Annotated in this window: 19 protein-coding genes; 11 read left to right on the forward strand and 8 right to left on the reverse strand. The window is 47.7% G+C overall.

Going from position 1 to position 20,084, the window contains the following annotated elements:
• From C8D98_RS05615 to C8D98_RS05640, 6 genes are all read left to right on the forward strand, one after another.
• A complete protein-coding gene (locus C8D98_RS05615) occupies window positions 1-516 on the forward strand; it encodes a tRNA (cytidine(34)-2'-O)-methyltransferase (RefSeq protein WP_132872802.1) in 516 nt (171 codons plus the stop codon).
• Window positions 509-1,294 (forward strand): menaquinone biosynthetic enzyme MqnA/MqnD family protein, encoded by a 786-nt coding sequence (locus C8D98_RS05620; protein ID WP_132872804.1) that lies wholly within the window; start codon window positions 509-511, stop codon window positions 1,292-1,294. Before C8D98_RS05615 ends, C8D98_RS05620 begins: the two co-directional genes overlap by 8 nt.
• 167 nt (window positions 1,295-1,461) lie before the next feature.
• The gene (locus C8D98_RS05625) at window positions 1,462-2,037 is read left to right on the forward strand and encodes an RNA polymerase sigma factor (protein ID WP_132872806.1); all 576 of its coding nucleotides are present in this window, start codon (window positions 1,462-1,464) and stop codon (window positions 2,035-2,037) included.
• On the forward strand, window positions 2,015-2,461 hold the full coding sequence (locus tag C8D98_RS05630) for an anti-sigma factor family protein (RefSeq protein ID WP_132872808.1): 447 nt from the start codon (window positions 2,015-2,017) through the stop codon (window positions 2,459-2,461). Before C8D98_RS05625 ends, C8D98_RS05630 begins: the two co-directional genes overlap by 23 nt.
• A complete protein-coding gene (locus C8D98_RS05635) occupies window positions 2,458-3,165 on the forward strand; it encodes a hypothetical protein (RefSeq protein ID WP_132872810.1) in 708 nt (235 codons plus the stop codon). Before C8D98_RS05630 ends, C8D98_RS05635 begins: the two co-directional genes overlap by 4 nt.
• A gap of 2 nt (window positions 3,166-3,167) precedes the next feature.
• Complete coding sequence (locus tag C8D98_RS05640; protein ID WP_132872811.1) at window positions 3,168-4,529, forward strand: DegQ family serine endoprotease; 1,362 nt, start codon at window positions 3,168-3,170, stop codon at window positions 4,527-4,529.
• Between the two features lie 256 nt (window positions 4,530-4,785).
• Here C8D98_RS05640 and C8D98_RS05645 read toward each other — a convergent pair whose 3' ends face one another.
• Window positions 4,786-6,465 carry a methyl-accepting chemotaxis protein gene (locus C8D98_RS05645; RefSeq protein ID WP_132872813.1) on the reverse strand — a complete coding sequence of 560 codons (1,680 nt, stop codon included), beginning with the start codon at window positions 6,463-6,465 and terminating at the stop codon, window positions 4,786-4,788.
• A 257-nt stretch (window positions 6,466-6,722) separates the two neighbouring features.
• Between C8D98_RS05645 and C8D98_RS05650 the strand changes: the two genes are divergently transcribed.
• Together C8D98_RS05650 and C8D98_RS05655 are read left to right on the forward strand one after the other, a co-directional pair.
• A complete protein-coding gene (locus C8D98_RS05650; protein WP_283805595.1) occupies window positions 6,723-7,415 on the forward strand; it encodes a glutamine amidotransferase in 693 nt (230 codons plus the stop codon).
• 99 nt (window positions 7,416-7,514) lie between these two features.
• The gene (locus C8D98_RS05655; protein WP_132872816.1) at window positions 7,515-9,332 is read left to right on the forward strand and encodes a HAMP domain-containing methyl-accepting chemotaxis protein; all 1,818 of its coding nucleotides are present in this window, start codon (window positions 7,515-7,517) and stop codon (window positions 9,330-9,332) included.
• A gap of 279 nt (window positions 9,333-9,611) precedes the next feature.
• On the opposite strand, the gene C8D98_RS05660 is transcribed toward C8D98_RS05655, so the two are convergent.
• The 5 genes from C8D98_RS05660 to C8D98_RS05675 all read right to left on the reverse strand — a co-directional run bounded on the left by C8D98_RS05660 (window position 9,612) and on the right by C8D98_RS05675 (window position 13,448).
• On the reverse strand, window positions 9,612-10,337 hold the full coding sequence (locus tag C8D98_RS05660) for an amino acid ABC transporter ATP-binding protein (protein WP_132872817.1): 726 nt from the start codon (window positions 10,335-10,337) through the stop codon (window positions 9,612-9,614).
• A 13-nt stretch (window positions 10,338-10,350) separates the two neighbouring features.
• On the reverse strand, window positions 10,351-11,301 hold the full coding sequence (locus C8D98_RS05665) for an amino acid ABC transporter permease (protein WP_207891242.1): 951 nt from the start codon (window positions 11,299-11,301) through the stop codon (window positions 10,351-10,353).
• A 22-nt stretch (window positions 11,302-11,323) separates the two neighbouring features.
• Window positions 11,324-12,187 (reverse strand): transporter substrate-binding domain-containing protein, encoded by an 864-nt coding sequence (locus C8D98_RS05670; protein ID WP_243640913.1) that lies wholly within the window; start codon window positions 12,185-12,187, stop codon window positions 11,324-11,326.
• A gap of 10 nt (window positions 12,188-12,197) precedes the next feature.
• Window positions 12,198-12,356 (reverse strand): hypothetical protein, encoded by a 159-nt coding sequence (locus tag C8D98_RS13715; RefSeq protein ID WP_165871201.1) that lies wholly within the window; start codon window positions 12,354-12,356, stop codon window positions 12,198-12,200.
• A 90-nt stretch (window positions 12,357-12,446) separates the two neighbouring features.
• Window positions 12,447-13,448 (reverse strand): threonine aldolase family protein, encoded by a 1,002-nt coding sequence (locus tag C8D98_RS05675; RefSeq protein WP_165871202.1) that lies wholly within the window; start codon window positions 13,446-13,448, stop codon window positions 12,447-12,449.
• A gap of 211 nt (window positions 13,449-13,659) precedes the next feature.
• On the opposite strand from C8D98_RS05675, the gene C8D98_RS05680 reads away from it, so the two are divergent.
• Together C8D98_RS05680 and upp are read left to right on the forward strand one after the other, a co-directional pair.
• Window positions 13,660-14,877 carry a solute carrier family 23 protein gene (locus C8D98_RS05680; protein WP_165871216.1) on the forward strand — a complete coding sequence of 406 codons (1,218 nt, stop codon included), beginning with the start codon at window positions 13,660-13,662 and terminating at the stop codon, window positions 14,875-14,877.
• The gene (gene upp / locus C8D98_RS05685) at window positions 14,874-15,509 is read left to right on the forward strand and encodes a uracil phosphoribosyltransferase (protein WP_132872822.1); all 636 of its coding nucleotides are present in this window, start codon (window positions 14,874-14,876) and stop codon (window positions 15,507-15,509) included. The genes C8D98_RS05680 and upp overlap by 4 nt, the downstream gene beginning before the upstream one ends.
• A gap of 506 nt (window positions 15,510-16,015) precedes the next feature.
• On the opposite strand, the gene C8D98_RS05690 is transcribed toward upp, so the two are convergent.
• Complete coding sequence (locus C8D98_RS05690) at window positions 16,016-17,113, reverse strand: aminopeptidase (RefSeq protein WP_132872823.1); 1,098 nt, start codon at window positions 17,111-17,113, stop codon at window positions 16,016-16,018.
• Between the two features lie 95 nt (window positions 17,114-17,208).
• Between C8D98_RS05690 and nhaA the strand changes: the two genes are divergently transcribed.
• Entirely contained in the window at window positions 17,209-18,516 is a 1,308-nt protein-coding gene (nhaA, locus tag C8D98_RS05695; protein WP_132872825.1) for a Na+/H+ antiporter NhaA, read from the forward strand.
• 156 nt (window positions 18,517-18,672) lie between these two features.
• Here the strand turns inward: nhaA and eno are convergent, their stop codons facing one another.
• The gene (gene eno, locus C8D98_RS05700) at window positions 18,673-19,968 is read right to left on the reverse strand and encodes a phosphopyruvate hydratase (protein WP_132872826.1); all 1,296 of its coding nucleotides are present in this window, start codon (window positions 19,966-19,968) and stop codon (window positions 18,673-18,675) included.
• Window positions 19,969-20,084: the final 116 nt, after the last annotated feature.

Raw genomic sequence — 20,084 nt, forward strand, 5'->3', positions numbered from 1 at the left:
ATGACAGGACTTAATATTGTCCTTTTCGAACCCGAAATTCCCCAGAACACTGGGAACATCGGACGGTTCAGTGTTGCAACGGACAGCAGACTGATCCTGGCGGGAAAGCTGGGGTTCAGTCTGGATGATAAATATGTTAAGCGTGCGGGTCTCGATTACTGGCAGCATGTCAGGCTTGAGACCATAGACACGCTTGACGGATTTTTTGAAAAATATCCCATCGGAAACCATCCCTATGCCTTCCTTTCGAAATTCGGCACGAAGAACTACACCGAAATACCGCATGACAACCCGAACCTGATGCTGATTTTCGGACGTGAGACCAGCGGACTGCCCGACAGCGTGCAGAAGAAATACGCAGAACATCTTTACCGCATCCCCACAACGGGGAGGGTGCGCAGTCTGAACCTTTCCAATGCAGTTGCGCTTGTGGGGTTCGATATTCTGCGCAGGCGTGAATTTGCCGGCCTGGATGCCAACTGGATGGGACCCGAAACCGGAGAGACCTATGCTTAGAATCGGTCAGATCGACTACGCAAACGTATATCCTATATTCCATCACCTTGAAAAAGAGAAGGGTTTCAAGCTCATCAAGGGCGTGCCCTCATATCTGAACACTGCCATCCGTGAAGGGGTCATAGACCTTTCGCCGTGCAGCTGTATCGAATATGCCAGAAATCCTGAGAGCTACTATATAATTCCCGATATCTCCATCAGCAGTATAAATGAGGTGAAGAGCGTCATGCTCTTCTCGGATATGCCAATTGAGGAACTCGGCGGCAAAGAGGTTTATCTCACCACCGAATCCGGCACTTCCGTCATTCTGTTCGAGATACTCATGCGTGAACGTTACGGTATTGTGCCTGAGTTCACCAAAGAAAATCCCGAAGCACCAGCAAAGGTGCACATCGGGGATACGGCACTTTTCGGCTACTACAACGACAAGTCAAAATACATCTACGACCTCGGAAAACTCTGGAAAGAGTTCACGGGACTGCCGTTCGTCTTTGCCCTGTGGATAATCCGCAAGGATACGGCGGATGCTCACCGTGAGGAGACGAAGGCGTTCGTTGAGCTTCTGGGCAGGATAAAAAAGGACAGCAAGGGCAATCTGGCGTCACTTATCGACCATTATCAGATGAAGGGGCTTACCAGCTACCAGATCATCGACTACTGGGAGATAATCAACTATGACCTCTCGGAGAACCATATAAAGGGTCTGCTGAACTACTACAGTTTTGCTGTGAAGATCGGAAGACTGAAGAAGATGCCGTCGCTTGATTTTTTTGTGTAGGGACAATTGGCCACTCTGAGCGCAGCGAAGAATGACGGAGAATCAGCGTCGTCATCGGCAGTGATGTAATAAAATTTACCCTTTCAAAAAAAATTGAAGGGTAGTATATTTTTTCTTTGAACTTATAGATTGATGGTCAGTCATAGAACCATAGATTCGGAGGAAATGTGAAAGATACGGCAATTATCGAAAAGGTACTGGCAGGTGATTCACAGGCGTTTGAAATGCTGATACTCAAGTATCAGTCGAAGCTGTTCGCTACTTCGATGAACGTGGTGAAAAACAGAGAGCTGGCAGAAGATATCGTTCAGGAAGCCTTTATGAAGGCCTTCATGAAGCTGGACTCTCTGAAAAACAGAGAACAGTTCTATCCCTGGCTGAAACGCATTGCCCTCAACATCGCCCTTAACCACTTCGAAAAAGAGAAGAGGGTTATGGATGTTGAAAATGACGACGAAGAGACCAGCTTCTTCGACAATATAGGCAGCGGCGAAAGCCCCGAAGAACTCACTCTCAAAGAAGAGCTCCACAGGTATGTGAGGAACTATGTGGATTCTCTGCCCGACAAGCTCCGTGTGGTAATCGTTCTCAGAGAAGTTGAGGACATGAGCTACGAGGAGATTGCGGATATGATGAACATACCGCTGGGAACTGTCCGCAGCAGGCTGTTCAACGCCAGGCAGATCATAAAAGACAGACTCATCAATCAGGGGTTGGCAGATGGAATGTACCAGATTTCATAGATTAATATCCTCATACGTAGACGAAGAGGCCTCGTCTCTGGAAAGACAGGCTGTTGAAAAACACATGGCAGGCTGTCAGTCCTGTCGTGACGAGCTTACAAATCAGCTGAGACTGAAAGACATGGTGAAACTCTCCTATGAAAAGACAATGGACATAGACATGTCCAGATCGATCATGGCGATGATCGCCCCTCAGGCCGCAAAGCCTGCTGTTAAGAAGGTCTCGTTCTATAAAAAATTCTCTGTTTTTGCGGCGGCGGCTGCGGCTCTGTTTGTTCTGGTTTTTGCGGCGGTTATGACAATGGGTACGGAAGAGACTCAGGTCGCCGGAAACGAAAAACTGGAAGAATACGTTATCGAGCATGTTGGTGCCGGTGTAACAGATTTCAACGGGACCCTTGCCACTGTAAACTATAAAAAATGATCAAGATATTCCTGTTTCTCGGTATTTTGATACTTTCCTCAGAATCTTACGCCGCCGAGCAGGTATATTTTAAGGTCGCAGTGGACAACAGCACCTACACCGCCTTTATGGGCGGACAGACAGGGATAGACAACTCTACCCTGAACTATCTTGCATCGAAGATGCGCAACCAGAAGTTTAAAATATCCGATGTCGACAAGGCATATTACGATGTGCCCCATCCGGTATCGATGCGTTTTGCGGGCAGGGACATACTTCAGTATGACCTGAAACCCAGAGGCGCAGACAGGTTCAGGCAGATGCTTATGGTGGATTCGTCCGACAACGTGGTTCATAAAGACGTCTATGACCCGTCGGGCAAGCTGGTATATTCGTTCACCATACTGGAGTCGGAAGACTCATCCGCAAAACCGGTTAATGCGGATGAAGCAGAAAAAACAGACCGCTGTTTCCTGGGTTTCTGTGTTACAGGGGTCAGAATGCTGAAAGACGGCACAAAACACATAATGCTGTCCGACGGCATAAATAAATTTTCCATATTCAGAAAAAGGATTGCAGGCGAAGTTTCGGTCAGTAAAAGGATTGTCTACGGAAACTATGTGATGCGTAAAAAATCCGGCGACGACCTTTTTACGGTTGTGGGAACGATTCCCTACAGCGCAATGCTGACCATGATCGAAAACTACACTAAACTGGAGGAATAGTAATGAAAAAATTCCTGTTAATGACCTTCATAGTTTGCATCACTGCGGTTTCGGCAATTGCCGCTCCCGCTCCGGAATCTTTTTCCGGAATTTATAAGTCCACCAAAGATTCGGTGGTGAACATCTCTACTACTAAAGTAATGAAAAGATCGGCGCACCCGCCTATAAACGATGAAATGTTCAGAAGATTTTTCGGCGATGATTTCGGCGGAATGATTCCGAACATGCCCAGAGAATTTAAAACAAGCTCGCTGGGTTCAGGCTTCATAATCGACGCAACGGGTCTTATCGTCACCAACAACCACGTTATTGACGGTGCCAGCGAAATTATAGTTAAACTGAACGATGAGCACAAGTTCCCCGCAAAGGTCGTGGGCAGGGATCCCCTGACCGACCTTGCACTCATCAAGATAGAGCCCGGAAATCTGAAACTCTCCCCTCTGCCCCTCGGTGATTCCGACAAGGCAGACATAGGCGACTGGGTGATAGCCATCGGTAACCCGCTGGGGCTTGAGTGGACCATTACCGCAGGCATCATAAGCGCAAAGGGAAGAGAGCTTAACAACAGCCCCTATGATAACTTTATGCAGACAGACGCATCGATCAACCCCGGAAACTCCGGCGGCCCCCTGATAAACATGCAGGGACAGGTTGTGGCCATCAACACGGCCATCATCCCCTCCGGTCAGGGACTTGGTTTTGCTGTGCCTGTGAATATGCTTAAAGATCTGCTTCCCAAGCTTAAGACCGGAACAGTTAAAAGAGGCTGGCTCGGCGTTTCCGTCCAGTCCATAGATGAAAAGCTTGCCAAAGGCTTCGGCATGAAAGAGCCTAAAGGCGCACTGATAGCCGACGTTACCAAAGACGACCCCGCCGACAAGGCAGGTGTTAAAGCAGGCGACGTTGTTCTGAAAGTGAACGGACAGGCAATTGCCGATTCCAAAGAGCTGGTGAACACCATCGGTGCGGTCAGCCCCGGACAGACGGTTGTTCTGGATATCCTCCGTGATAAAAAGGAGATGAAGATATCCGTTAAGCTTGGTGTCAGAAAAGGGCAGGGCGGTGAAGATGAATCTCCTGCGGCTGTGCCCGGATCAGCAATCACTGTGGTTCCCCTTAACAAGAACGAACTTACCAGACTGAACCTTTCCTATGGAGTGAAGGTGGTGAACGTGGACGAGAAGAAGAAGGCATATGATGCCGGACTCAGACCCGGAACCATCATTCTGACGATCAACAGAGAACAGGTCAGAACTGCGGCGGAGTTCAACGAAAAGTTCAACAAGATAGCCAAAGGCAGTGTTGTTCTGCTGCAGACCTATGCAGGCGGGCGGAGTAACTTCATAGCCTTCGATAAGGATTAATCAGACGGGAGCCGTAAAACCGGCTCCCTTTTTTTTTGCCGTCGGCGCATTACTGCGTCAATCTATTCGGAGATTATTTCATATGGATCCATACAGCCTTCGGCTTGAGACTCTTCGGCTTATGCCTCAGAGTGACGATTTATAGGTAAAACTTTCCACGTCACTGCGAACGAAGTGAAGCAGTCCCAACTCAGCATGACCGAAAAAAAAGCGTACCCCGAAGGATACGCTTTCAGAAATTATCTTAACATGAAACCTATATCTTAAACTGTCTTGTAAGCACCATAAGGTTCTCCGACTGACGTTCAAGGTCGGAAACGGTACGGCTTATCTCGCCCAGAGCGTTTGTGCTCTGTTCTATTCCGGCGGAGATGGTCTGCGCATTGTCGTTGATGTTGTCAATGGCCTGAACCTGCTCCCTGATGGAGGATTCGATCACTCCGTTCATACTGCTCATTTCGCTGACGGAGTTTACTATCTTGTCGAAGAAGGTTGAGGTGGCCATCATGGTTTTAACGCCTGAATCAACCTTTACAAGGGCGTTGCCCATGTCGTCGGATGCACGGCCTGATTCCTTCTGTAAATTGCCTATAATGCCGCTTATTTCGCCCGTGGCAGACTGTGTTCTCTCTGCCAGCTTGCGAACCTCATCCGCAACAACAGCAAATCCCCGTCCGTGTTCTCCGGCTCTTGCGGCTTCGATAGCGGCGTTAAGAGCCAGAAGGTTGGTCTGGTCGGCGATATCGCTGATAACGTTAAGGATTGCGTTTATCTCCTGAGAGGATTCCGCAAGGCTTCTGATGGTTGAGCCTAGTTCGTCCACTTTTGTTTTGATCTGCTGTATCTCGTCCACGGCACGCTTAAGCATCTTGCTGCCTTCAACCGTGTTGTCTGTGGTCTCTTCAGCAACCCGCAGGTTTGCTTCGAGGTTGGAGTTTATAATGGCGGACGATGCGCTCATCTCTTCTGTTGCGGATGCTACACCTGAAACCTGTGCTGCCTGATCGCCCATGGTCATTGAGAGTTCCTCAGTTGCGGCGGCCAGCTCTGTGCTGCCGGATGCAACGGATTGTGCGTTCTCCTGAACGGAGGCGACAATGTCTCTCAGCTTGTTTATGAACTGGTTGAAATACTTTGCCAGATCACCCACCTCATCGTTTGAAGTCACGGGGAGCTGTTTGGTAAGATCCCCCTCTCCCGATGCGATATCTTTGAGGGTGTTTGCGGCGGTGATTATCCCGATTGTCATTTTTCTGGTGATGCTGAGGGTTATAACGCAGGCCACAGCGAGAGCCACAGCCGAGAATGCCAATATTTCAAAAAGCATTGCCCGCATTTTAGCATTCTGGTCAACTTCCAGTTTCGCTATGGCCTCGTCAATATCATCAATATAGATTCCTGTGCCTATCATCCAGTTCCAGCGGTCTATTCTGGTGACATAGCTCAGTTTCGGCGCATCTTTGTTGATGGAGGGTTTCGGCCAGATATATTCAACGTATCCGTCTCCGGCCTTGGCTTTTTCTATCATCTCTCTAACAAAATAGACTCCGTTGGCATCGGATTTGTCGTAAAGATTCTTGCCGACAACGTCTTTGTAAGGACCAACTGTCATTGCTGTTCCGTTGTAGTCATATGTGAAAACATAGCCGTCTTTTTGAAAACGTATACTTTCCAGAATTGCTTTGACCTTAGTTTCAATCTGTTGAGGGTTTAGTTCAGGATCGTTCATTATGGGGGCAATTGCAGTGACGGCACTGTTCACTTCTGATTTGAGTTGTTCCTTTTTTTCTTCCAGCATAGCTGCTCTGGCGTAGTCGATCTGCTCTTTTGTTGCTTTTTTCATGTCTAAATAGACAGTCATAAGAACAATGCAGGTGACTGCGATAAGAGGGATCATTACTAAAAGAAGAATTTTTGACTTGATTGACTTAAGCATGCAATTCTCCTGATTTGGATATAGTATTGAATTATACTATGTATTATGGTCGATTGTGAATTAAATTAAACAAAACACACCATTATTTTTCACATATGTCCCATATTTTTTCCCACAAAAATACGATTTTATGTCATTTTGAATATTTTTATCTCTGAAATGTGAATAAAATGATTTCTCTGAATTCTTATTTTTGGTTTTATTTTAAGAAAAAGAGATTATACTAACCGCTAAATCTTATCTTACAGGATGTGCTCATGTTTCTTGTAGTCAAAACCGGAAATACCATGAAAGACTTAGCGCTTCACTACGGCGATTTTGAAGACTGGATGATCAGATTTATGGGCGTTATGAGACAAAATGTGATGGTTGTTGACGTTCAGAAAGAAAATCTTCCTGATTCATTTGATTTCTATGGTATCCTTATCACAGGTGCCCATGAGATGGTCACTGACAGACATGACTGGAGCGAAAGAACTGCGGAATGGCTGAGAAGGGCTGTGGAAAAATCGGTTCCTGTAATGGGAGTATGCTATGGGCATCAGCTGCTTGCTCATGCGCTCGGAGGTACGGTTGACAATCACCCTAAGGGACCTGAGATCGGAACTGTGGATGTGAACCTTACCGCTGAGGCGAAGAAGGATCCCGTTTTCAAATCCCTTCCCCAGACATTCAGGGTGCATGTAAGCCACACTCAGTCGGCTCTGACCCTGCCCGAAGGCGCTGTGGTTCTGGTTAACAACCCCTACGAACCTCACCATGCTTTCCGCTATGGTAAGAATGCATGGGGTGTCCAGTTTCATCCGGAATATGATGCCCTGATATCAAGAGAGTATGTTCTTAATCAGAAGGAGAAGCTTAAAAGCCCCGAACTCACTCTGGGCGGCGTTGAGGAGACTCCAGAAGCGAACAGTCTGCTTGGAAAGTTCTGCGAATACTGTGTAAAATAATTTTAATGTTGTTTTACTTACATTCCACTTGACAGGCGGTTAAAACTGGTCAATGATTAAAGCATACAAGTTCAGTCCTTTTTATGATTGAGGTGTGTTATGCTTAAAAACATGAAACTTTCTAAAAAACTTTATCTCGGATTCGGAATCGTTCTGTTCCTTCTCGTTGTTGTAGGATTCATAAGCTATTCAAAAATAATGGTGGTGGCGAGCGAAGCCAGAAAAATGGACGCTATTTCAAACGTCCAGAACGCAATATATGAAGCCAGACTGGCAAGATATATGTACAGTTCCACAGGTGATGAGGCATTTGCTCAGAAGACAGAAGAGCAGCTTCAACTGGCGTTTAAACTGGTTGACGGAGCCGTTCAGACCTATCCTGACATGAAGAATAATCAGAACATAAGCGAGATGATGACTCTCGTTTCAAGCTATCAGAATGAATTCAATAAATTCAAGGCCGCTCAGGAGCTGAAAAAGTCAAACTATACTGAAATGACAAACTCAGCCAGAAATGCCCTTGCTGAGGCAGCAAATTCCGGAGAGGAGGGGGTTGCGAAGCTCCTTACCCTCATGCGTATCGATGCTCTCAGATTTATGAACGACTCAGACCCTGCAAACCTTAAAGAGTTTGAAAAGCACTACAGCTCAGCTGTTGCGGCAGGTGCCGGAAATCAGAGAATCCTTGCTGACCTTAACAGTTATAAAGAAGATTTTGACAAATGGGTCAACGCTTTCAATACCCAGGTAGACATTCAGGCAGAGCTGGTTAAAGCCGCACAGAAAGCTCAGGCGCTCAGTATCGTTGTTGTTGAAGAATACAAAAACGAAATGGACTCCAGCATCTCAACGGCTGTTGTGGTTATAATAGTATTCTCGATTGCGGCTGTTGCCCTTGGCATCTTTATTTCGGTGCTTATAACCCGTTCGGTCACAGTGCCCATGGGTCAGGCGATAGATTTCGCAGCCCACCTTTCAAAAGGCGATTTCTCCAAACCTCTTGATATTAAACAGCAGGACGAAATAGGCCATCTTGCTTCGGCTATGGAGGAGATGAGGCTGAAACTGAAAGAGATAATAGAGGGTATAATAATGTCCGCAGGCTCCCTTGCCTCCGGCAGTACAGAACTTGCCAGCACCACAGAGGAACTGGCCACGACCTTCTCCGATCAGGCTCAGCAGGTTTCATCAGTGGCATCGGCTGTTGAGGAGATAAGCACATCTTCAAGACTGGTCATGGATTCGATACATGAGGTATCCGATAAGTCACAGTCGGCAAAACAGCTGACAACGGAAGGCCAAAACAACATAGTGTCTGCCAACGAAGTTATGGCGGAAATTAACAAGAGCGTCGGCGAACTCAGCACAACTGTCGCCGGACTGGCAAAATCATCAGAAGACATAGGAAGCATTCTGCTGGTTATAAACGATATAGCCGACCAGACAAACCTTCTGGCTCTTAACGCCGCAATTGAGGCCGCAAGAGCAGGCGACCACGGACGGGGTTTTGCAGTTGTTGCAGACGAGGTTCGTAAACTGGCGGAGCGCACTCAGCAGTCAACAGAGGAGATCAAGACCATAATCTCCCAGTTCATAAAAGAGACAGCCAGAACCAACAAAGAGATGGCCGAGGCCGGCAGAAAGGTTCAGGACGGTGCAAACAAGCTGGATGCAGTTGACAGGATCTTTGAAAAGATCGTGGATTCTGTGAACGAAATATCCACCGCCAGCGGAATGATAACCAGTGCCGTGGGCGAACAGTCGCAGGCCATAGCTAACATAAACGACAATGCTCAGGTCATATCAAGCGGTCTGGAGCAGAGCACAGCGGCCATTACGCAGGTTTCCCATACTGTTGCCGATCTGCAGAAGCAGGCGGATGATCAGATGGAGGGCACAAGAATATTCAAAATCTAAGGCAGCGGTTATAACGCTTCGCATTTCGGTGTTGTCATTGAAAAAATCTTAATCATGTACATTCGTGTACACTCATGCGATTTTTTCAACTCCGCCTTGAACTGCTCGGTTCTAACCACTGCCGATATGCTGAGAAGATCCTCGCATTTCGGCGTTGTCATAAAAACAGCAAAGGCGACCTTTCGGGGTCGCCTTTTTTTGTCATTCTGAACGAAGTGAAGAATCTCATAGTATGAGACAATAAAAAAGGCGGCCTTTTCGGGGCCGCCTTTGCTGTTTCTAAAGTACCTGACTCAAAAAGAGTTTCAGTCTGTCGCTCTTGGGACCGTTGAATAGCTCCGCAGGGGTGCCCTCTTCAACTTTCAGACCTTCATCCATAAAGATTATTCTGTCTGCCATCTCTCTGGCGAATCCCATTTCGTGGGTAACGACAACCATTGTCATTCCCTCTTTTGCCAGAGTTTTCATAACATCCAGAACCTCGCCGATCATTTCGGGGTCAAGGGCGGATGTGGGTTCGTCGAACAGCATAACCTTGGGACGCATTGCAAGTGCTCTTGCTATTGCAACCCTCTGCTGCTGACCGCCTGAAAGCTGGCTGGGGTAGCAGTCACGCTTTTCGGAGAGACCGACCTTTTTAAGAAGCTCGGTGGCAATCTCCTCCGCCTGCGCTTTTTTCATCTTTTTAACCTTGATGGGCGCAAGGGTGATGTTTTGCAGAACTGTCTTGTGGGGGAACAGGTTGAACGACTGGAAAACCATGCCCACGTTCTCACGCAGATGGTTTATGTTCGTTTTGGGGTGTGTGAGCGACTGACCGTCGATCTCTATTTCACCCCCCTGTACCTCTTCCAGAAGGTTCAGGGTGCGAAGCATGGTGGATTTTCCGGAACCGGAAGGTCCGATGATGACCAGAACCTCGCTTTTTGCTACGTCGAGAGAAACACCTTTCAGTGCTTTCACGCCGTTGGGATATATTTTAACTACGTTTTCCGCTTTAATCATGTGTCAGCCCTCCTTATCTGTCCTGCGCCGCCATTCTCTTCTCCAGAAGCTGGACAAGGAATGAGAGACCGGATGTGAGAATAAGATACAGCGCCGCCACAGTAAACCATACCTCAAAGGGGCTGAATGTTGAGGCCACAACCTCTCTGCCCGCCTTTGTGAGGTCGGTGATGGATATTACGGAAACCAGCGAAGAGTCTTTTATGAGTGATATGAACTGGCCAGCCATGGGGGGCAGAGTTCTTTTGAACGCCTGCGGAAGAATGACCAGAGCCATTGCCTGCGGATAGCTCATACCCAGGCTTCGTGCCGCTTCCATCTGTCCTTTTGAGATGGACTGGATGCCCGCACGGACTATCTCGGCGATATATGCGCCTGTGAACACCGACAGAGCGGCAACACCAGCCGTAACCCTGTCGAGGTTAAATATTGTACCGATGAAGAAATAGAATATAAAAATCTGAACCAGAAGCGGGGTGCCTCTGATAAGTTCGATATAAAGTACTGCCAGTTTCTTAAAGAACGGGTTGCCGGAAACTCTGGCCAGACCCGTCACAACGCCAAGAATAATGGCGAAGATAATGGAAAAGAACGAGATGTAAAGTGTAGTAAACAGGCCCACGAGGAGTGGGCCTGCCTTTGTTGTTGATGTTTCAGCGATTGTGCTTCCTTTTGTGACAGTGTCGCCGTTTTTAACAGTGACGCCGTCGAGGCTGTCAAAGCTGACGGTGTCGCCGTCTCTGTCTGCGGAAACGATACTGAGCTTACTACCCTCAATCCTCACTTCTCCGCTGACGGGGGCTGTTGTGGTCTGCTTCTCAGAATAAAAAACATACTGAGGCAGTCGCTCCCAACGCCAGATATAGTCGATCTTAACGGACGCTCCGTAGATTCCGAAGGCCATAAGCCCCAGAAAGACAACCAGCAGTCCGTTCCAAAAGAGGTTTTTCGTTTTCTCTGTCACTTCAAAGCACTCCCGAAGTTAATTACTGAATATCTTTCAGCCAGTCAGTGGAGCCGAACCACTTGTCATAAGTTGCCTGATATCTGCCGTCGCCTTTGATCTGAGCGAGGTAGTTGTTCAGGAAGTTAACGAAGTCGGGGTCGCCTTTGCGAACGGCCCATGCAAGAGGCTCATATGTGAAAGGTTCGTCGATGAAACCGAGCTTCTCTTTGTTCTGAGCGTAGAAAATTGCGTTGTAGGGCAGGTCATAAACGAAAGCGTCGGCTTTGCCGTTAAGAACTTCCATTGCACCTTCCTGCTCTGTTTCATAGAGTTTGATGTTTGCTTTGCCCATGTACTTTTTAGAAGCATAGTCAGCAGTTACGCCGAGTTTTGTTGCGATGGTGTACTTGGGGTCGTCAAGGTCTTTGTAAGAAGTGATCTTGCCTTCAAGATCCTTTTTAACAAAGATTGTCTGGCCCACAACTATGTAGGGGTCGCAGAAGTTAACCTGAAGGTTTCTCTGGGGAGTGATGGTCATACCGGACATAATGATGTCGAACTTGTCTGTAAGCAGAGCGGGGATGATACCGTCCCATGCTGTGTTTACGAGTTCAAGCTTAACGCCCATGTCTTCAGCCATCATTTTAGCGATGTCAACATCGAAACCAACGATGTTGCCGCTTTTGTCTTTCAGTTCGAAAGGCATGTAGCCTGCTTCAAGACCGACTCTGAGAACTTTGTTCTTCAGAATTTTGTTCAGAGTGGACTGTTCCCAGATGTCCACTTTAGCAGCTGCGGGAGCTGCGGATTCGCCCGCTTCCTTCTTTTCGGAACCGCATCCGGCAAGAAGAAGCGCCAGTGCCATAACGGCAGTGTAAAACACTGATACGATGAATTTCTTCATATATGCCTCCTTAACAAGATTTCCCTTCTTCAAGTATCTCTTTTATCATCATTTTCTTTTTATGGATGGGGCAGAGGGGGATTTCCTCTTTAGGGATATAGACTATCTGGGTGTGGTCGCAGAGAGGACACTTAACCTCGACAGTGGTGATTTTTTCTTTTTCCGCCATGTCTGCCTCCGTTTATTAGCTCTAACCTTCGATTATACAAAGAAAACCGACAAAAAATAAAGCAGAAATATGGTTTTTTGGCGGCGAACATTAAATGAGTGTCAGAAGCCCGTCCACATCGGCCTTTGAAGCCGTGTAGGGACAGACGAATCTGCACAGATTTTCCGATTCATCCCACACATAAAACGCAAATTCCTCAGAAAGTCTTTTAATCTGCTCATCCGAAAGGTGTGCGAATACCGCATTTCCCTTAACCGGATATTTTATTGCGATGCCCTTCGAACTGAACCCGTCCGCCAGCATGCGGGCGGTGCTGTTTGCACTGTCTGCGTTCTCAAGCCAGATGCCGTCCCGCAGATAGGGGATGAACTGGGCTGATACATAACGCATTTTTGATAATAGCTGGCCGTATTGCTTGCGGACGTATTTCACACTTTCAGCAAGCTCGGGATTCAGGAAAAGCACCGCTTCTCCCATGAGCATTCCGTTCTTCGTTCCGCCGAAGCTGACTATATCCGCACCTTTGGCGGCCTGTTTCAGGCTCATTGATGACCCTGCTGCGCAGTTGGCTATTCTTGAGCCGTCTATATGTAATATAATCTTGTTGCTGCGGGCAAAATCTGACATCTCCGCCAGTTCATCCGCTGTGTATGCTGTTCCTGTTTCTGTTGTCTGGCTGATTGAAACGACTTTGGGCTGGCTGTGGTGTTCGAATCCGGGGTTTCTGAGGAAGGGGGCGAGCATTTCGGGGGTCAGCTTTCCGTCAGGGGTGCTGATGGTGACCAGCCTGCTTCCCGTAAACCGCTCCACCGCTCCGCATTCATCGCAGGCGATGTGGGCTGTTTCTGCGCATAGTACTGAATGGAAAGGGGAAAGAACACTGCCGACCGAGATGACGTTTGCGCCTGTGCCTGTCAGCACGGGAAAATAGAGCGTATCGCTTCCGAACTCCTGTTTAAAGAGTCTGTCTGCTTCCGCCGTCCATATATCGTTTCCGTATGATTTTGCATATCCAATGTTAGCATCCTCAACAGCTTTCAGAACTCTGGGGTCAGCCGGAGAGGTGTTGTCGCTCAGGAATAAAATATTCATCTGTTTCTCTGTGCCGTGATGTAAAAAAAAGAAGTATATCATTTAGTTTATGCATAATCAATCTATTAGTTTGGTGGTAAAAAGACTAAATATGTCAATAAATTATAGTCCGCTTATTTGGCTTTACATCTTCAGGAAAAACTTATAAAATTGACTGTTTGTACTTGGATATTGAAATTTAATCGGAGGGTTTTTTATGGAAGAAAGCAAGCTGAAGACCATGCTAATCGGTGTGCAGATGCTGTTCGTTGCTTTCGGAGCACTGGTTCTTGTTCCCCTGCTTACGGGGCTTGATCCTTCAATCGCACTTTTCACTGCCGGTGCGGGTACGCTCCTTTTTCAGCTTATCACAAAACGGATGGTTCCCGTTTTTCTGGCAAGCTCATTTGCATTCATTGCGCCGATTCAGTTCGGTGTTAAAGAGTTCGGTGTCGGCGCCACTCTCGGGGGTCTTGCATGTGCAGGACTTGCATATCTTGTATTCAGCGTTATGGTTAAAATCGGCGGAGTTGAAGCTATTGAAAAATATCTTCCCGCAATAGTCACAGGCCCCGTTATAATGGTTATCGGTCTCAACCTTGCCCCCGTTGCGGTCAAAATGGCAAAAAGTTTTGACGGATCAGGAAACTATGACGGCAAAGCAATGACCATTGCAATGATATCGCTTTTAACGGCAATACTCACAGTTGTTTACGGTAAAAAAATCCTCAGCCTGATCCCTATTCTTATAGGCATAATTGTTGGTTATGTTGTTTCACTTTTTATGGGCGTTGTCAGCTTTCAGCCCATTTCAGATGCCGGATGGCTGGTTAACCCCTGGTCGGTCGCCATTGCAAACGGATCATATGCATTGCCCGTTTTTGATATAGCAGCAATACTTTACATCGTTCCCGTAGCAATCGCTCCCGCTATTGAGCACGTCGGGGATGTTCTTGCGATCTCAAATGTTTCCGGCAAAAACTATCTGAAAAATCCCGGCCTCCACAGAACTCTTCTTGGTGACGGCCTTGCCACATCTCTTGCAAGCCTTCTGGGCGGTCCTCCCAACACTACATATTCTGAAGTTACAGGAGCCGTAGCTCTTACAAAATCATATAAAGTTGTGTATATGACAATCGCCGCATGTACGGCTATTGTTCTTGCCTTCGTGGGCAAACTCGGCGCAGTGCTTAAGACTATCCCTGTTCCCGTTATGGGCGGTATCATGATCCTGCTTTTCGGTATGATCGCCGCAATCGGCATAGGTACTGTTGTTCGTGAGCGTGTGGATATGTCCAAAGCCCGCAACCTCATTATTGCGTCGGTTATCCTTGTTGTCGGCATCGGCAACCTCAGCTTCACTCTGGGGGGAGTTACCATCGGCGGGATCGGTCTTGCAGGCATAGTTGGCGTTATCCTGAACTTAATACTCCCTAAGGACAAAGAATGAACTACCCCAATTTTACAGTAATCAGTCACCCGCTTATTGAGCACAAGCTGACCTTTATCAGAGATCTCACCACACCTAAAAAAGGCTTTAAGGAGCTTGTGGACGAGGTTGCAATGCTTATGGCGTATGAGATAACAAAAGACTTCCCTCTGGAAGAGGTTGAGATCGAAACACCCATCTGCAAAACGAAAACAAGAATAGTTTCAGGTAAAAAAGTTGTTCTGGTTCCCATTCTGCGTGCGGGTCTGGGTATGGTGGACGGCATTCTGAAGCTTATTCCCTCTGCCCGTGTTGGACATATAGGTCTTTACAGAGACCACGAAACGCTCCAGCCCGTTTCCTATTACTTCAAGATCCCCCCTCAGAGCGAGGACAGGGATTTTATACTCATCGACCCCATGCTTGCCACAGGCGGTTCCGCTATTGCGGCCGTTGACAAGCTGAAAGAGGTCGGTGTTAAAAATATCAAGTTCATGTGTCTGATAGCCGCTCCGGAAGGGGTTAAGGCTTTCTGCGAGGCACACCCCGATGTTAAGGTGTTTGCCGCAGGGCTTGATGAGAAGCTGAACGAGAACGGGTATATAGTGCCCGGGCTGGGAGATGCCGGCGACAGGTTGTTCGGAACAAAATAATTTTATTGGCGGTTATATGCGTCGCATTACGGCGTCAGACCATTTTTCGGAACTGCTCACATACATTTTTCGTATGCTCGCAGCCCGCTCAAAAGGTCTTTCTTGTACTGCTCGCATATAACCGCCAAGTTTAAGACATCGTTTTTCAGTATTGTCTCCCCCTTTTACAAAACATTTGCTTTATTTTTGCAAATGTTTCTGCACCGAGCTTGCTGAAAATGGGGACTAAGGGGGATTTACATTCCTCCCGTTTTATAGCTGTCACTGCGAACGCAGTGAAGCAGTCTTCCAACTTCAGTCAGCCCGCCGCTTTAGCATGTTCGCAATGATGCAGAGAAATCGTCATTCTGAGGCTTGCCGAAGAATCTCAATTCAATGAGACTCTTCACTTTATTCGACAATTAGATCATATAGGCTCATACAGCCTTCGGCTAGTGTTCAGAGTGACAGACTATTAGTCACTGCGTTCTCAATGATGCTCATTTCAGAGTGACTTGAAATATCTCCTACAGCCCCAGAAAGCGTCCTTCGCTGTATATAAGCTTTCCGTCGGCGTATGCTTTTCCGTCCTGCATGGATTTTATCATATCCCAGTGGATGCCGGATTTGTTCTTTCCGCCCGCCTCAGGATAGCTGGCGCCCACAGCCATATGGATGGTGCGGCCTATCTTTTCATCGAACAGGATATTCTTTGTGGGCTTGTCTATGTTGTCGTTAAGGCCGAAAGCCACCTCGCCGATGAGTCTTGAGCCTTCGTCGGTCTCCAGAACGCTCTGGAGGAAGTCGTTGCCCTTCTCGGCGGATGCCTCGACTATGCGTCCCTTCTCTATTTTAAGCAGGATTCCGCCCGCTTCAACACCCATGTATGATGTTGGCAGGTCAAAGTATATCTGGCCTTCGGTTGCATCCTCAACGGGGCTTGTGAATACTTCGCCGTCGGGCATGTTGTGGTGACCGTTGCAGTTTATCCATTTTCTGCCTTCAACATTGAACGTGATGTCCGTTTTGTTGCCCACAATGCGCAGTTCCTTTGTTCCGGTGAGGATATCCACAACCTTCTTCTGAAACTCGTCAACCTTGCGCCATGCGGCGACGGGATCGGCTTCGTTCAGCTTGCATGCGTTGTAGACAAACTCTGTGTATTCATCCAGCGACATCTCCGCATCCTGAGCCATTGCCTGAGAAGGATATGGGCAGAGCGACCAGCGGAATTCGCCCTTCTGCTCGCGATCCATCAGAATGTCCCGAACATGGCGCATTGTCTTGCTGGAAAGGGCTATTTTCGATTTATCAGCCTTGGTGAGCTGTTTTGTGTTGCTTGTGCTGTCGATGTATACCTGAGCCGTGATGTTCTGCGCATCCGCCATTACACTGGGTGCGATGAACTCAAGCTGCTTATTGTTTGCGTTGGCATAGAATGCCGCCTGCTGTTCGGCAATGGCAAGACGGAGCACAGGGTGTGCGCCGAGCTGAAGAGCCTTTACCATAAGGGCTTTAATAAGGGGTTCGGATACGGTTTCGGCACGAATTAAAAATATGTCATCCTCTTTCAGATTGAGGGAATATTCGCATATAAGATCCGCCATTTTTTTTTCCAGACTCATAATCATCTCCTGTTTCGTCAGATAATGCTATAATAGTATGAACTCTTTAATTATCAAGAAGTCTTTATTGTACCATAAAAACAACAGGTGATTAGATGCAGAAAACAGTGAACCGTTTGATCTTTCATACTTTAGACCTGTTCGGGAGGTTTCTGAAGCTGGAATCGTCCAGCAGTATTCTGATGATAGGCGCAATGGTGCTTGCGCTGATATTGGCAAATACTGCCGCATCCGAAATGTATCTGACCTTTTTCAGTCAGATGTTCGGAGTGACCTTCGGTGCGTTCTCGCTTTACAAACCCCTCATCCTCTGGATAAACGACGGCCTTATGGCGCTTTTCTTCCTCATGGTCGGTCTTGAGGTTAAGCGTGAGTTTGTCCACGGGGAGCTTTCCACCCCGTCGCAGGCCATGCTGCCGATTGTTGCCGCCGTGGGCGGTGCGGTTGTGCCTGCGCTTATCTATGCCGGACTTAACGTTAAGGGCGTAATGAGCGGATGGGGCGTCCCCATGGCAACGGATATAGCCTTTGCCATAGGTCTTCTGACACTTCTGGGAAGCGGTGTTCCTACCGGACTGAAGGTGTTTCTGGCCTCTCTGGCTGTTGTGGATGATCTTCTGGCAGTGCTGGTCATTGCACTGTTTTATACCGATACGCTGGTCGTATCATACCTGATCTGGGCGGTGGCATCTGTTCTGGTGCTGTTTGCCATGAACAGGTTCAGGGTTGCTCTTCTCGGACCGTATCTGCTGGTGGGTGCCGTTCTGTGGTACTGCCTTCTTAAGTCAGGAATACACGCAACGGTTGCGGGTGTTGTTACTGCTATGTTCATCCCGTCCGAACCCAGAATCCCCATGAACGTTTTCAGCCGTATGGTGAGAAATGCGGTGTCCAGAATCGATAACGACGAGGATAAATCACTGACAAAAGAGAACGAACAGGATATGGGAAGGGTGGTGTTCACCGCCACATATTCACAAAGCCCCATGTCCAGACTGGAGCATAGTCTGCACAGCCTCACTGCATATTTCATAATGCCTGTTTTCGCATTTTCGAATATGGGGCTGACGTTTAATGTGGGTACACTCAGCACGGAATCATGGCTGATGACGGCAGGTATCGCCGCAGGGCTTATCGTGGGTAAACCTCTGGGTATCGTCGGTAGTGTTGCTCTGCTCATGAAAACCGGAAAGGTCTCTCTGCCTGATGGTGTCACCATGCCCCAGATAATCGGAGCGGGCATGCTGGCGGGCGTAGGTCTCACCATGTCTATATTCATTTCAACAATGGCATTTCCAGAGGAGATGCAGAATATTTCAAAACTGGCCATCCTTGGTGCTTCCTTGGTTTCGGCACTTCTGGGATTGTTTTATCTTAAAAGACACATAAAAAAAGCAGACTGAAAACCAGTCTGCTTTTTCAAATTTTAATGTAAATCCCTCCAAACCTCCCTTTCCGGCTAGCCCGGTGCAGAAACATTCGCAAAAATGAGGCAAATGTTTTTTTAAAGGGAGGCTTAAAATCCCCCTTTAACAAAGGGGGGCTAAGGGGGATTTGTATCACTTTTTCAGGTTATAGAAACCCTTGATTCCCTTGAACGTAGCCTGTTCGAACAGTTCCTCTTCGATGCGCAGGAGCTGGTTGTATTTGGCTATTCTGTCTGTGCGGCAGAGTGAGCCTGTTTTGATCTGCCCTGCGTTAACTGCGACAGCGAGATCGGCGATGGTTGTGTCCTCGGACTCGCCGGAGCGGTGGGAGATGACACATGTGTAGCCGGCTTCACGGGCAGTCTGGATTGCGTCCAGAGTTTCTGTCAGCGTGCCTATCTGGTTCAGCTTAACAAGGATTGAGTTGGCGATTCCCTTTTCAATACCCTGCTTAAGTTTCTCTGTGTTTGTAACGAACAGGTCGTCGCCCACGAGCTGTATTCTTTTGCCCAGAGCGTCTGTCAGCAGTTTCCAGCCGTCCCAGTCGTTTTCGTCCAGACCGTCTTCAATAGAGATGATCGGGTATTTATCAACAAGATATGAGTAGTACTCAACCATTTCGGCAGCCGTTTTTTCGGGTTTTGCCTCAGCAGCGAGAACGTAGCATTTTTTCTCTTTGTTGTAAAATTCGCTGGATGCGGCATCCAGAGCTATGTAGATGTCTTTGCCGGGCTCATAGCCTGCTTTTTTGATGGCATCGATGATAACTTCGATGGCTTCCTCGTTTGAACCGAGGTTGGGTGCAAAACCGCCCTCATCGCCGACAGCAGTGTTGAGTCCTTTGTCTTTCAGAACTTTTTTCAGTGTATGGAAAACTTCCGCACCCATACGCAGAGCTTCTTTGAAGTTTTCTGCGCCGAGGGGCATGATCATAAATTCCTGAATGTCCACGTTGTTGTCAGCGTGGGAGCCGCCGTTGATAATGTTCATCATGGGGGCGGGCAGGGTGTTGGCAAATGTTCCGCCTATGTATTTGTAAAGGGGCAGTCCGCAAGCGTCAGCAGCGGCTCTGGCGCATGCCAGTGAAACGCCGAGGATGGCGTTTGCGCCCAGTTTACCTTTGTTTTTTGTGCCGTCAAGTGAGAGGAGGATTTCGTCGATCATCTTCTGTTCAGTGACATCGATTCCCTCAAGCTCAGGAGCGATAATCTCGTTTACGTTCTGAACTGCTTTCAGAACACCCTTGCCAAGGTATCTTGATTTGTCACCGTCACGAAGTTCCACAGCTTCGTATTCGCCTGTTGATGCACCTGAGGGAACTATCGCACGTCCCAGAACGCCGCCGCTGGTAACAACGTCAACTTCTATTGTGGGGTTACCTCTGGAATCCAGTACCTCTCTGGCAAAAACATCAATGATGTCGGTCATAAAAAGTCTCCTTGTTTATGTATAAGTTTTTTTCTTAAAAATGACCAATTATAAAATTGTCACCCGTATTTCACTGAAAAGTATAGGCATAAAGCATAGGAAAATTCAATAATATT

This window comes from Seleniivibrio woodruffii (assembly GCF_004339245.1).
GTDB classification, from domain to species: domain Bacteria; phylum Chrysiogenota; class Deferribacteres; order Deferribacterales; family Geovibrionaceae; genus Seleniivibrio; species Seleniivibrio woodruffii.

Coding starts and splice junctions, on each gene's coding strand:
- C8D98_RS13715 (WP_165871201.1), bottom strand. CDS start 12,356: ATGGCGGAAAAAGAAAAAATCACCACTGTCGAGGTTAAGTGTCCTCTC.
- eno (WP_132872826.1), bottom strand. CDS start 19,968: ATGACCGACATCATTGATGTTTTTGCCAGAGAGGTACTGGATTCCAGA.
- C8D98_RS05650 (WP_283805595.1), top strand. CDS start 6,723: ATGTTTCTTGTAGTCAAAACCGGAAATACCATGAAAGACTTAGCGCTT.
- C8D98_RS05645 (WP_132872813.1), bottom strand. CDS start 6,465: ATGCTTAAGTCAATCAAGTCAAAAATTCTTCTTTTAGTAATGATCCCT.
- C8D98_RS05635 (WP_132872810.1), top strand. CDS start 2,458: ATGATCAAGATATTCCTGTTTCTCGGTATTTTGATACTTTCCTCAGAA.
- C8D98_RS05640 (WP_132872811.1), top strand. CDS start 3,168: ATGAAAAAATTCCTGTTAATGACCTTCATAGTTTGCATCACTGCGGTT.
- C8D98_RS05630 (WP_132872808.1), top strand. CDS start 2,015: ATGGAATGTACCAGATTTCATAGATTAATATCCTCATACGTAGACGAA.
- C8D98_RS05620 (WP_132872804.1), top strand. CDS start 509: ATGCTTAGAATCGGTCAGATCGACTACGCAAACGTATATCCTATATTC.
- nhaA (WP_132872825.1), top strand. CDS start 17,209: ATGCAGAAAACAGTGAACCGTTTGATCTTTCATACTTTAGACCTGTTC.
- C8D98_RS05615 (WP_132872802.1), top strand. CDS start 1: ATGACAGGACTTAATATTGTCCTTTTCGAACCCGAAATTCCCCAGAAC.
- upp (WP_132872822.1), top strand. CDS start 14,874: ATGAACTACCCCAATTTTACAGTAATCAGTCACCCGCTTATTGAGCAC.
- C8D98_RS05660 (WP_132872817.1), bottom strand. CDS start 10,337: ATGATTAAAGCGGAAAACGTAGTTAAAATATATCCCAACGGCGTGAAA.
- C8D98_RS05675 (WP_165871202.1), bottom strand. CDS start 13,448: ATGAATATTTTATTCCTGAGCGACAACACCTCTCCGGCTGACCCCAGA.
- C8D98_RS05690 (WP_132872823.1), bottom strand. CDS start 17,113: ATGAGTCTGGAAAAAAAAATGGCGGATCTTATATGCGAATATTCCCTC.
- C8D98_RS05670 (WP_243640913.1), bottom strand. CDS start 12,187: ATGAAGAAATTCATCGTATCAGTGTTTTACACTGCCGTTATGGCACTG.
- C8D98_RS05655 (WP_132872816.1), top strand. CDS start 7,515: ATGCTTAAAAACATGAAACTTTCTAAAAAACTTTATCTCGGATTCGGA.